This is a genomic window from Sphingomonas sp. CCH5-D11 (genome assembly GCF_001557395.1).
In the GTDB taxonomy this organism is placed as follows: Bacteria; Pseudomonadota; Alphaproteobacteria; order Sphingomonadales; family Sphingomonadaceae; genus Sphingomonas.
The window spans coordinates 17,281-28,440 of record NZ_LSKH01000272.1; the positions used below are offsets into that span (position 1 = coordinate 17,281).

Below are 11,160 nucleotides of genomic sequence, written 5' to 3' on the forward strand. Positions count from 1 at the left end.
GGCCTGCGTTGTTCCGCCGATTCACGGTTGCGACAGGTTGTTGCGCAGAAGCGACCAGCCACGTAACGCCGCCGTCATGAAGCTCCTGTCCTCGGCAGCAATCGCTGCGCTCGCCCTGTCGCTCGCCACCAACGCCGCCGCGGAAATGCAGCGCTACAGCGTGATTTTCGGGGGCAAGAATGTCGGCCATCTGAATGCCGATATCGAGGGTGATCGCACCGCCATCGACTTCGACTATAAGAACAACGGGCGCGGCCCGACGATGAAGGAGGTGCTGCGGCTCGATGCCAAGGGGCTGCCGCTTGCCTGGGACATCAATGGCACGACCACCTTCGGCTCCAAGGTGGAGGAGCATTTTGCGCGGCAGAACGGCAAGGCGACCTGGACGGACGCGACCGGCAAGGGCGCGGCCGATGCCGCCTCGGCCGTCTACGTCGCGCAGAGCGGCAGCCCCTGGGCGACCGGCCTCTACGCCCGCGCGATCATGAAGACTGGCGGCGCGACGATCACGGCGCTCCCCGGCGGCACGCTGACGCTGACAAAGGGCGAAACGGTCGCGGTGAACGGCGCGGGCGGGCCGCTGAAGGTGACGCGCTACGACCTCGGAGGGATCGAGACCACGCCGGACACGGTGCTGCTCGACGACAAGGGCGAGCTGTTCGCCAGCGTGTCGCCGCGGCAGGTGATCGTGCGCGCCGGCTATGAGGATGAGGCCGAGCGGCTGAAAACGCTGGCGGCGCAATGGTCCACCGACCGCTTCGTCGCGATCAACAAGAAGGTGGCGCATCGCTATCCGGGCATGGTGCGGATCCGCAACGTGCGCGTGTTCGACGCCAAGACGGGGACGGTCGGCGCGCCGGCATCGGTGCTGGTGTTGGGCAACAAGATCGTGGGGGTGGAGCCGCTGACGCAGAAGGGTGCGACGGGCGAAGTGGTGATTGACGGCGCCGGCGGCACCGTGATCCCCGGCCTCTATGAGATGCACGCGCATACCGGCCAGGAGGGCGCGCTGCTGAACCTTGTCGCCGGCGTCACCACCATGCGCGACATGGGCAATGACAATGCGGTGCTCGACAAGCTGATCGAGCGGATCGACGGCGGCGTGATCGCCGGCCCGCGCATCGTCCGCGCCGGCTTCATCGAGGGCAAGAGCCAGTTCAGCGCGAACAACGGCATTCTCGTCAACAGCGAGGCGGAGGCGGTTGCCGCCGTCCGCTGGTATGCCGACCATGGCGGCTATTGGGGCGTCAAATCGTACAACAGCATGAACCCGGCGTGGATCCCCGCGCTGGTGAAGGAGGCGCACGCGCGCGGCCTGAAGGTTGCCGGCCACGTCCCCGCCTTCGCCACCGCCGATCAGATGATCGAGGCGGGCTTCGACGAGATGACCCATATCAATCAGTTCATGCTGCAATGGGTGATCAAGCCGACCGAGGACACGCGCACGCTGTTTCGTCTGACCGCGCTGAAGCGGCTGCCGGCGCTCGATCTCAACAGCGAACGGGTACAGCACACCATGGGGCTGGTGACCGCGCGCAAGACGCCGATCGACGTGACGCTCGGCATCCACGAAAACCTGCTGCTCAACCGCGATGGCCAAATGGCGCCGGGCGCAGCGGATTATTTTGATCACCTGCCGATCGGCACGCAGCGCGGATTGAAGCAGGCATGGATCGATACCTCCGCGCCGGGTGACGATGCGGCCTATCGCGGCGCCTATGACAAGATCGTCGCGACGGTCCGGATGCTGAATGATCGCGGCGCGATGATCGTGCCGGGTACCGACACGGGCGGGTCCTTTACCTTCCATCGCGAGCTGGAGCTGTATCAGCAGGTCGGCATGACCCCGGCGCAGATCCTGACCCGCGCGACGTGGGACATGGCCAAGTACCTCGGGCAGGACGCGACGCTCGGCTCGGTCGAGACGGGCAAGCTGGCGGACTTCTTCCTGGTGCCGGGCGACCCAACCAAGGACATGAAGGCGATCAAGCGCATCGCCATGGTGGTGAAGGACGGCACCTTCTATTACCCGGCGGAGGTCTATCCCGAGTTCGGAATCAAGCCCTTCGCGCCAGCGCCGGTGGTGAGCGGGGCCCGTTGAAGCTGAGCTCGCCGGCACGCCCGCCGCTCCGGGAGGTTGCGGCGCGCTCGCTTGTTCGCGTCATCCCGAACTTGCTCCGGGATCCACGTTGCCGCGAACGGTGCGCTCCCACGACGAGCGGCAGCGCCTGCGGATAGCTGGATCTCGGAGCGAATCCGGGAAGAGGGGCTAGTTCGCGCCTGCCGTGCTCATCGAATAGGGCCGCGCAGCCGGCGCCGTGCCCCACGTGCGGTTCGGCGTCGCCTGCATGGTGAAGCGCAATTCGCCGCCAGCGGCCAGCTCCTCATGGCGCAGATAGGTGCGTTCGAGTGGGCGGCCGTTCAGTGTCACGCGGCCGACATAGCGGTTCGTGTCCGACAGGGCGTCTGCCACGATCGTGAAGCGCTTGCCTCCGGGCAGCGTCATCACGGCGCGGTTCACGAAGGGGCGGCCGATGACATATTCGCTGGACCCCGGCGCGACGGGGTAGAAGCCGAGGGCGGTGAAGACGAGCCAGGCCGACATCTGCCCCAGATCGTCATTGCCGGACAGGCCGTCGGGCGCGGCCTTGTATTGGCTGGCGACGATCTGCGCCAATCGCTCCTGCGTGCGCCAGGGCTGGCCGGCATAGGCATAGAGATAGGCGACATGGTGGCTCGGCTCGTTGCCATGGATGTACTGGCCGATCAGGCCGGCGATATCCTCGGCATGGCTATAATCGAGCTTGCTGTTGTCGAAGGCGAACATCGCGTCGAGCTTCGCCACCGCCGCCGCGTCCCCGCCGAGCAGCTTGAACATCGCCGCCTGATCCTGCGGCACGAACCAGGAATATTGCCACGCATTCCCTTCGGTGTAGTCACTGCCATAGTTGATCGCGGTGGGATCGAAGGGCGTGCGGAAGCTCCCGTCGGCGCGGCGCGCGCGCAGAAATCCGGTCTTCGCATCGAAGCTGTTGCGCCAGTTGGTAGCGCGCTTCTCGAATGTTTCGGCCACATCCGCCTTGCCGATCGCGCGCGCCATGCGGGCGATGGTCCAATCGTCATAGGCGTATTCGACCGTCTTGGACGCGGCCTCCGGTTCCTTGTCGATCGGCACGAAGCCGCGCTTCATATATTCGTCGAGCCCGCCATAGGGGCCGTAGCTCGCGCTCTTCACCATCGCTGCGAGCGCTGCGTCGGCGTCGAAGCCGCGCACGCCCTTCAAATACGCATCGGCAATGACGGGTACCGCGTGATAGCCGATCATCGTCCACGTCTCGCGGCCGTGAAACTGCCACACGGGCAGGATGCTGAACGGACTCGCTTGCTGACTGGCAAGGAGCGAGCGAACGAAGTCGCGATTGCGCTGCTCGGGCTGGACGAGGAGCAGCAGCGGGTGCTCGGCGCGAAACGTGTCCCACAGTGAAAAGGTCGAGTGGAAGGTGAAGTCTTGCGCCTTGTGGACCTGATCGTCCGACCCGCGATAGCGGCCGTCGGCATCGGAGAAGACGCTTGGCGCGATCATCGCATGGTAAAGCGCGATGGAGATCATGCGCTGCATCGGCGCAGGTGCGTCGATCTCGATTGCCGACAGCGCCTGCTGCCACGCCGTCCGACTGGCGGCGGCGATCGCATCGAAGCCGCCGGCCTCGCTGTCGAGATTGGCAAGTGCACCATCCTCATCGACGCTGGAAATGGCGACCTTCAGTTCCAGCGGTCGTGTGAGGCGGCCGAAGTCGAGCTGCGCCACCAATGCCTGGCCCTGAAGCTGCGCCACATCCGCGCGGCCACGGCCGGGACCCTGGAACCCCTTGTAGGCGATCTTTTCCTCGCGATTGTGGAAGGCGTGGCCGGTGAGCGGCGCGTTGGCACGGATCGCGAAGAACAATCTGCGCGCCGGTGCCCAGCCGCGCGTCTCGCGCATGCCGGTGATGGTGCCATCGGCCCGGACGCGGACAGACGACCAGAGGATCTTGCCTGGATAATTGTATAGCGAAGAGCGCAGGTCGAGCACGACATGCGCGTCCTTGCCGGCGGGGAAGGTGTAGCGATGGACGCCGACGCGGGTGCCGGCGGTCAGCTCGGCGCGAACGGCGCTGTCGGACAATGTGACGGCATAATAGCCCGGCTGCGCTGTCTCCTGCGCATGGCTGAAGCGGGATCGGTAGCCGGAGCCGGGCTTCTTCGCATCCCCTGGGTCGAGCGGGACGGTATCGCCGGCGACCGGCATTAGCAGGAAATCGCCGAGGTCGGAGTGCCCGGCTCCGGAGAAATGCGTCTGCGAAAACCCCTGAATGGTGGGATCATCATAACGATAGCCCGCCGCATGGCCGTAGCATTCGCGGATCTCGCACGTGGTGTCCGTATCGGGGCTGACCTGCACCATCCCGAAGGGGGCGACCGCGCCCGGGAACGTGTGGCCCTCGCCACCCGTGCCGATGAACGGGTCGACGCCGTCATAGGTCGACTGGGCGGCGAGCGGGGCGGCGATGAGGCTGGCGGAAAGAAGCGCAGCAAGGGCGGAGCGATGCATGAGGCGGCTTAGAGCATGGCCGTGGGGCCGCCGCCAAGCGCCGCGCTCGGTATAAGCCCCAGCTTGTGGAAAGAGACGTTGCAGGCTCACTCCCCACGGCAGTGAAGACCGTTAGACGATCGACAGCGGCACTGTGTCGCGGCGGACTGATCGATTTCGCCGCTTGTACTGACGAATTTATGTCGCTTCCGTCATCCCTGCGAAGGTCTAACCTGTTGTAACCAGATCATTGACGAGAGGACGAGTCATGGACGCGACAACGAGTGGTTGCCCGATGGCGGGCGACCCGCTGAGCGACAAGGCCAAGGAACCGGCTGCGCTGCGCCGCCTGCTCGGCCGCACCAACCGCGATTGGTGGCCCAACCAGCTTTCACTGGAAATCCTGCAGCAGAACGGCTTGTCGGGCGACCCGATGGGCGACGATTTCGATTACGCCGCCGAATTCAAGACGCTCGACCTCGAAGCGGTAAAGGCTGACCTGCGCGCGCTGATGACCGACAGCCAGCCTTGGTGGCCGGCCGATTATGGTCATTACGGCCCGTTCTTCATCCGCATGGCATGGCACTCGGCTGGTACCTATCGCACCGGTGACGGTCGCGGCGGTTCCTCGTCCGGCTCGCAGCGGTTCGCGCCGCTCAACTCCTGGCCGGACAATGGCAATCTCGACAAGGCACGCCGCCTCTTGTGGCCGATCAAGCAGAAGTACGGTCGCAAGCTTTCCTGGGCGGACCTGTTCATCCTGACCGGCAATGTCGCGATCGAATCCATGGGCGGCCCGATCTTCGGCTTCGGCGGCGGCCGCGCCGATGTGTTCGAACCTGAAAAGGACATCTACTGGGGCACCGAGGAAGAGTGGGTCGGGCATGAGAACAGCCAGACGCGCATTCAGCCCGATCGCGAGATGGTGCTCGAAAGCCCGCTGGCGGCGATCCAGATGGGCCTCATCTACGTCAACCCGGAAGGGCCCGGCGGCGTGCCCGATGCGGCGCAGTCCGCACGCGACATTCGCGAAACCTTCGCGCGCATGGGAATGAATGACGAGGAGACCGCTGCGCTCACCGCTGGCGGCCACACCTTCGGCAAGGCGCATGGCGCGGGCGATGCGAAACTGGTCGGCGCGGAGCCGGAAGGCTCCGACATTGCGCAAATGGGCCTTGGCTGGGCTTCCACCCACGAAAGCGGCATGGGCGATCACACGATCACCAGCGGCATCGAGGGCGCGTGGACGCCGACGCCGACGAAATGGGACATGACCTATTTCGACATGCTGCTCGACCATGAATATGAGCTGGTGAAGAGCCCGGCAGGCGCGAAGCAGTGGCAGCCGGTCGGCAACCCGGAAGAGACGCTCGCACCCAAAGCGCATACGCCGGGCGTCAAGGTGCCGACCATGATGACCACCGCTGACATGGCCATGAAGGTCGATCCCAAGTATCTGGAGATCATGAAGAAGTTCCGGGCCGACCCGGACTATTTCGCCGACCAGTTCGCTCGTGCCTGGTTCAAGCTGACGCATCGCGACATGGGGCCCAAGGTCCGTTACCTCGGCCCGGACGTGCCGGCGGAGGATCTGATCTGGCAGGATCCAATCCCCACGGCCGATCACGCGCCGATCGACGATGCTGATGTGGCGACGCTGAAGCAGAAGATTGCGGCGTCGGGGCTGACGGTGAGCCAGCTGGTGAAGACCGCCTGGGCCTCCGCCGCCACTTTCCGCGGTTCGGACAAGCGCGGCGGCGCCAATGGCGCGCGCATCCGGCTGGAGCCGCAGCGCAGCTGGGACGTCAACGAGCCGGAGAAGCTCGCCAAGGTGCTGGAGGTCTATGAAGGGATCAAGGCCGACTTCGACGGCGGCGCCAGCGGCGGCAAGAAGGTGTCGATTGCCGACCTGATCGTGCTCGGCGGCACCGTGGGTGTCGAGCAGGCCGCCAAGGCGGCTGGTCATGACATCGCCGTGCCGTTCACGCCGGGCCGCACGGACGCCAGCGCGGAGCAGACCGATGCCGAGGGCTTTGCGGTGCTGGAGCCCAAGGCGGACGGTTTCCGCAACTACCTCCAGGTGCGCTACAACGTGCCGACCGAGGAGCTGCTAGTTGATCGTGCGCAGCTCCTGGGGCTGAGCTCGCCCGAGATGACGGTGCTGGTCGGTGGCCTGCGCGTGCTCGGTGCAAACCATGGCGACAGCGACCATGGCGTGCTGACCGATCGTCCTGGCCAGCTGACCAACGACTTCTTCGTCAACATTCTCGATATGGGGACGGCGTGGAAGGAAGTGGATGAGACCGGCGACGAACTGTACCTCGGGACCGATCGCGCCAGTGACGAACCGCGGTGGAAGGCGACCCGCACCGACCTGGTGTTCGGCTCCAATTCGCAGCTCCGCGCCCTCTCCGAAGTCTATGCCGCGGCGGATGCGAAGGAGAAGTTCGCGAAGGACTTCGTCGCAGCCTGGACCAAGGTGATGAATGCTGACCGCTTCGATCTGACTTACGCCTGATCGCAGCGCGACGAACGGGAAGGGGCCGCGGCATCCATGGGTGCCGCGGCCCTTGCCTGTGTTGGCACCCGTTACGGCAGCGGAACCGCCTGACCCTGGCCTCCGTTCAGCAGCGGATGGCAGATGATCCGCACAGCGTCGGCGACATTCTCGACCGGCTCGATGAACTGGCAGACAAGAAGGACGCAGTGTCGCTCGGTCAGACGATCGAGGCGTTCGGGAACCGGAGTTATGCGCCCTTCCTTGTCATCATCCCGCTGATCGACATTTCACCGGTCGGCTCGATACCCGGGCTTCCGACCCTGCTCGCCTTGGTGATCGTGCTGACGGCAGGGCAGATGCTGTTTGGCCGCAAGCACCTGTGGCTGCCCGGCTTTCTCTCCAACCGCTCGGTGAAGTCCGAGAAGGTGAAAAAGGCGGTGGAGAAGGTGCGTCCGGTCGGCCGATGGATGGATCGCTGGTTCCACGGCCGGCTGCCAGCGCTGACCAAGGGGCCGATGGTCCGGGTGGCGGCCGCCGCGATCCTCGTGCTGACGCTCGCCATCCCGCCGCTGGAGCTGCTGCCGCTCGCCACCACCGCCCCGATGGCGGCGATCGCCGCCTTCGGCATGGCCCTGCTGGTGAAGGACGGATTGCTGATGATCATCGCCTTTGCCGCGGCGGGCGCGGCACTGGCAGTCGCGGCAGGGTTGCTCAGCTCACGCGGCTAGAATCTGATCCACCCCGGTTGAAGCGCCTCCCCGGCTAAGGCCGGGGCCCAGCTGGGGAACGTCAGTAAGAGCAAGTTGCGCTTCGTTACTGCGACCTTCCCAACTGGGCCTCGGCCTCCAGGCCGCTCTGCATCAAGAGGAGTGGATCAAACTCTAGCAATGGTCACAGCCGCTGTCGGCTCCTGGGGAGGACCCTCTGCCCCTCAGCGTTTAGCCTTGGGCGCTTTCGCCGGTTTCGCGCCCGGAAGCGTGGCTGGCGCATCCAGCGAGGGCGGGGGGGCGACCGGCGCCGCCTGATAGGGCGGGGGATTGTCGGCGGCGATATAGGCGTGGAGGATGCGCGTGGGGTTTGCCGGCGGCTCGCCCTTCTCGATCGCATCGACATATTGCATGCCCTGAAGCACGCGGCCGAACACGGTATATTTCCCGTCCAGGCTGAGGCGCGGCATCAGCATGATGTAGAACTGGCTGTTGGCGCTGTTCTCGTCCTGCGCGCGGGCCGCGGCGACCGCGCCGCGCACGTGCGGGAGGTAATTGAATTCGGCCTTCACGTCCGGCAGGTCCGATCCGCCGGTGCCGTCACCCTGCGGATCGCCGCCCTGCGCCATGAAGCCGTCGATCACGCGGTGAAAGGTCAGGCCGTCGTAGAATTTGCGGCGCGTCAGGTTCTTGATCCGGCGCACCATGTCCGGCGCGACATCGGGGCGCAGCCAGATCGAAACGCGCCCGCCGCTCGACAGATCGAGCAGCCAGGTGTTTTCCAGATCGGTGGTCGGCGGCGGGGTGTAGCGCTGCTTGGAAGCGGTGGCGGTCGCCTGAATTTCAGGGGTTTTTTCCTGGGCCAAGGCCGGCCCCGCCAGCACTGCGGCCAGCATCGCGATCATTCCAACAAACCGCATCGTCTTCCCAACCAGATCGTTTGACCGGCGCCCTAGACCAGATCGCGCCTTGCGCCAAACTGAACTGCGGTGCCGGTCGCTTACCTGCGGGACAGGATCGCCGTGCCGCCGCCAGACCGCCGCCCGACCGTCGCCCGCCGCCGTCAGCGCCCGCGCCGGCCCGTCTCCGCCACGCGCGCGACCACTTCCTCACGCACCGCGGGTGACACGAACTTGCCGATCTCGCCGCCGAAAATGGCGATTTCCTTGACGAGCCGGCTGGCGATCGGCTGCAGTGCGACGTCTGCCATCAGAAAGACCGTCTCGATCCGGTCATTCAGCTGCTGGTTCATGCCGGCCATCTGATATTCATATTCGAAATCCGCCACGGCGCGCAGGCCGCGCACAATGACGCTGGCACCCTCGCGCTCGGCAAAGTCCATCAGCAGCAGGTCAAAGCTGACCACGTCGATATTCGCATCCAGACTGGCGCATTCGCGGCGCACCATCATCATGCGTTCTTCCAGGCTGAACATCGGGCTTTTGGACGGATTGGTCGTCACGCCGATCACCAGCCGATCGACCAGCTTCGCGCCGCGGCGGATGATGTCCATGTGCCCGCGCGTGATCGGGTCGAAAGTGCCTGGATAAACGCCGATGCGAGAGGTCATGCTCAATGGTCCCTTTGCAGCACGAAGCGGGCGATGTCGCGGAGCAGATCCGCCTCGGGCCCGTAGTGGCGAAGATGCGCGATGGCCTGGTCGACCAGCAGCCGGCAGCGTTCGCGCGCCGGTTCCACGCCGAGCAGGGAGACAAAGGTCTCCTTGCCGGCGCCCGCGTCCTTGCGCAGCTTCTTGCCCGCCAGCGCCTCGTCCCCTTCCACGTCGAGCAGGTCGTCGACGATCTGGAAGGCGAGGCCGATGTCCCGGGCATAGCCGCGCAGGTGCGTCCGCCCCTCGGGCGGGAGGCGACCTAGGATCGCCCCGGCTTCCACCGCCGCCATGATCAGCGCGCCGGTCTTCATCGCCTGAAGCCGGGTAACGGTGGTGAGGTCGAAACTGGCGCGCTCCGCCTCCAGGTCCATCATCTGGCCGCCCGCCATGCCGGACGGCCCGGCAGCGCGGGCGAGATCGAGCACCAGCTCCGCGCGGACGAACGGATCGGCATGGGTAGCCGGATCGGCCAGCACTTCGAACGCGAGCGCATGGAGGCAATCACCCGCCAGGATCGCGGTCGCCTCGCCGAACGCCTTGTGAACGGTCGGGCGACCACGGCGCAGATCGTCATCGTCCATCGCCGGCAAATCATCGTGGATCAGCGAATAGACGTGGATCGCCTCCAGCGCGATCGCCACGCGGCCGGCGCAATCCATGTCGCAGTTGAACAGCCGTGCGGTGGCAAAGACCAGGAGCGGCCGCAGCCGCTTGCCGCCGTCGATCGCCGCATGACGCATCGCGCGATACAGATCGGCGCGCGGATCGTCCGGCACGGTCAGGAGTGCGTCGAACCGGGCGTCGATCTCGCGCGCGGTATCGGCCAGCTCCGTGGCAAGCGCAGGGGAGGGGTTCATCCGGCTGTGAAGGGCGTGGTGGTGGCCCGGCCCTCGGCATCCAGCCGGATCGCCTCGATCCGCGCCTGGGCGGCGTCCAGCCGCTCCGCGCAGCGTGCGCGCAGCGCGTTGCCGCGTTCGTAAAGCTCGATTGCGTCCTGCAGCGGGGTTTCCCCGGACTCGAGACGTGCGACGATCGACTCGAGCTCCTTCAGCGCGGCCTCGAACGTCATGCTCTCCACGGGATTGTCCATGGCCGCGCTATGGGCCACGCCACGGCCAAGGGTCAAGGATACGCTCCTGCCGGCAACGGTTTGATGCGGCCGAACCGCGGCTGTGGCGTCAGTTTGCGGGCGCTGTCGCTGCGCTGTTCCGGCCGGATCAGCGCACCAGGCGCTGCGCCGTCCAGGTCACGAGGATGGAAGCGCTGGCAAGGCCGAGGTCGACAGCCGCCTGAAACCGCGCCGGCGAGGCATCGCGGCTGTCGTGCGTCAGGATCTGCACATTGGCGCTGGGCGGATCCACGGTGGCAAGCGCCGCCAGTGACAGGGCGCCGACGGCGAGGGCGATCTGGCGACGGTTGTGCATGGCGGGCACGCTATCGCACCGGCGAATCGCGTGCAATCCGGCACAACCCTGATCAGGCGCCCTCTGCCTGCCGCCGCGCCGGAGAAGTCCGGAACGGCGGCAGGCTTGTCCGGTTGCGGCGATCAGTTGGCCGGCGTCGCCCCAGTGTTGACGGGCGCCGCATTCCGGTAGCGATCGAACCAGGCAAGGATCGCGCTCGCCTTTGCCGCCGATTGCGAGGGGCGGCTGGTGAAGCCGCCATGGCTGGCACCCGGCACCTTGACGAGCGCGGTGGGCACGTTGGCAATCTGGAGCGCGGCGTAATATTGTTCGCTCTCGCTGACGGGCGTGCGATAATCCTCGCTGCC

At 66.0% G+C, this 11,160-nt stretch carries 10 protein-coding genes; 3 read left to right on the plus strand and 7 right to left on the minus strand.

The annotated features are described in order from the left end of the window. Positions 1 to 76 precede the first annotated feature (76 nt). Entirely contained in the window at positions 77 to 2,101 is a 2,025-nt protein-coding gene (locus AX702_RS16825; RefSeq protein WP_066781466.1) for an amidohydrolase family protein, read from the plus strand. A gap of 168 nt (positions 2,102 to 2,269) precedes the next feature. Here the strand turns inward: AX702_RS16825 and AX702_RS16830 are convergent, their stop codons facing one another. Next, positions 2,270 to 4,591: a GH92 family glycosyl hydrolase gene (locus AX702_RS16830; protein WP_066781467.1), complete on the minus strand. Its 2,322-nt coding sequence runs from the start codon at positions 4,589 to 4,591 to the stop codon at positions 2,270 to 2,272. A gap of 247 nt (positions 4,592 to 4,838) precedes the next feature. Between AX702_RS16830 and katG the strand changes: the two genes are divergently transcribed. Then, positions 4,839 to 7,088, plus strand: coding sequence for a catalase/peroxidase HPI (gene katG / locus AX702_RS16835; protein WP_066781469.1), 2,250 nt, complete (start codon positions 4,839 to 4,841; stop codon positions 7,086 to 7,088). Between the two features lie 116 nt (positions 7,089 to 7,204). Continuing rightward, positions 7,205 to 7,798 (plus strand): exopolysaccharide biosynthesis protein, encoded by a 594-nt coding sequence (locus AX702_RS16840; RefSeq protein WP_066781471.1) that lies wholly within the window; start codon positions 7,205 to 7,207, stop codon positions 7,796 to 7,798. 203 nt (positions 7,799 to 8,001) lie between these two features. Here AX702_RS16840 and AX702_RS16845 read toward each other — a convergent pair whose 3' ends face one another. The 6 genes from AX702_RS16845 to AX702_RS16870 form a co-directional block, all read right to left on the minus strand. Then, the gene (locus tag AX702_RS16845) at positions 8,002 to 8,697 is read right to left on the minus strand and encodes a peptidylprolyl isomerase (protein ID WP_066781473.1); all 696 of its coding nucleotides are present in this window, start codon (positions 8,695 to 8,697) and stop codon (positions 8,002 to 8,004) included. A gap of 143 nt (positions 8,698 to 8,840) precedes the next feature. Further along, positions 8,841 to 9,347: a pantetheine-phosphate adenylyltransferase gene (gene coaD, locus AX702_RS16850; RefSeq protein ID WP_066781475.1), complete on the minus strand. Its 507-nt coding sequence runs from the start codon at positions 9,345 to 9,347 to the stop codon at positions 8,841 to 8,843. A 2-nt stretch (positions 9,348 to 9,349) separates the two neighbouring features. Further along, positions 9,350 to 10,246, minus strand: coding sequence for a polyprenyl synthetase family protein (locus AX702_RS16855; protein WP_066781477.1), 897 nt, complete (start codon positions 10,244 to 10,246; stop codon positions 9,350 to 9,352). Continuing rightward, positions 10,243 to 10,479 carry an exodeoxyribonuclease VII small subunit gene (locus AX702_RS16860; protein ID WP_066781481.1) on the minus strand — a complete coding sequence of 79 codons (237 nt, stop codon included), beginning with the start codon at positions 10,477 to 10,479 and terminating at the stop codon, positions 10,243 to 10,245. The genes AX702_RS16855 and AX702_RS16860 overlap by 4 nt, the downstream gene beginning before the upstream one ends. 127 nt (positions 10,480 to 10,606) lie before the next feature. Beyond that, positions 10,607 to 10,813 (minus strand): hypothetical protein, encoded by a 207-nt coding sequence (locus AX702_RS16865; protein ID WP_066781482.1) that lies wholly within the window; start codon positions 10,811 to 10,813, stop codon positions 10,607 to 10,609. 122 nt (positions 10,814 to 10,935) lie between these two features. Next, positions 10,936 to 11,160, minus strand: a 225-nt coding sequence (locus AX702_RS16870) for an alpha/beta hydrolase family protein (protein WP_156455555.1), incomplete at its 5' end; no start/stop codon positions are given.

Bases quoted from the DNA above. Each gene is read 5' to 3' on its own strand.
- AX702_RS16825 (WP_066781466.1), top strand. From the start codon at position 77: ATGAAGCTCCTGTCCTCGGCAGCAATCGCTGCGCTCGCCCTGTCGCTC.
- AX702_RS16830 (WP_066781467.1), bottom strand. From the start codon at position 4,591: ATGCATCGCTCCGCCCTTGCTGCGCTTCTTTCCGCCAGCCTCATCGCC.
- katG (WP_066781469.1), top strand. From the start codon at position 4,839: ATGGACGCGACAACGAGTGGTTGCCCGATGGCGGGCGACCCGCTGAGC.
- AX702_RS16840 (WP_066781471.1), top strand. From the start codon at position 7,205: ATGGCAGATGATCCGCACAGCGTCGGCGACATTCTCGACCGGCTCGAT.
- AX702_RS16845 (WP_066781473.1), bottom strand. From the start codon at position 8,697: ATGCGGTTTGTTGGAATGATCGCGATGCTGGCCGCAGTGCTGGCGGGG.
- coaD (WP_066781475.1), bottom strand. From the start codon at position 9,347: ATGACCTCTCGCATCGGCGTTTATCCAGGCACTTTCGACCCGATCACG.
- AX702_RS16855 (WP_066781477.1), bottom strand. From the start codon at position 10,246: ATGAACCCCTCCCCTGCGCTTGCCACGGAGCTGGCCGATACCGCGCGC.
- AX702_RS16860 (WP_066781481.1), bottom strand. From the start codon at position 10,479: ATGGACAATCCCGTGGAGAGCATGACGTTCGAGGCCGCGCTGAAGGAG.
- AX702_RS16865 (WP_066781482.1), bottom strand. From the start codon at position 10,813: ATGCACAACCGTCGCCAGATCGCCCTCGCCGTCGGCGCCCTGTCACTG.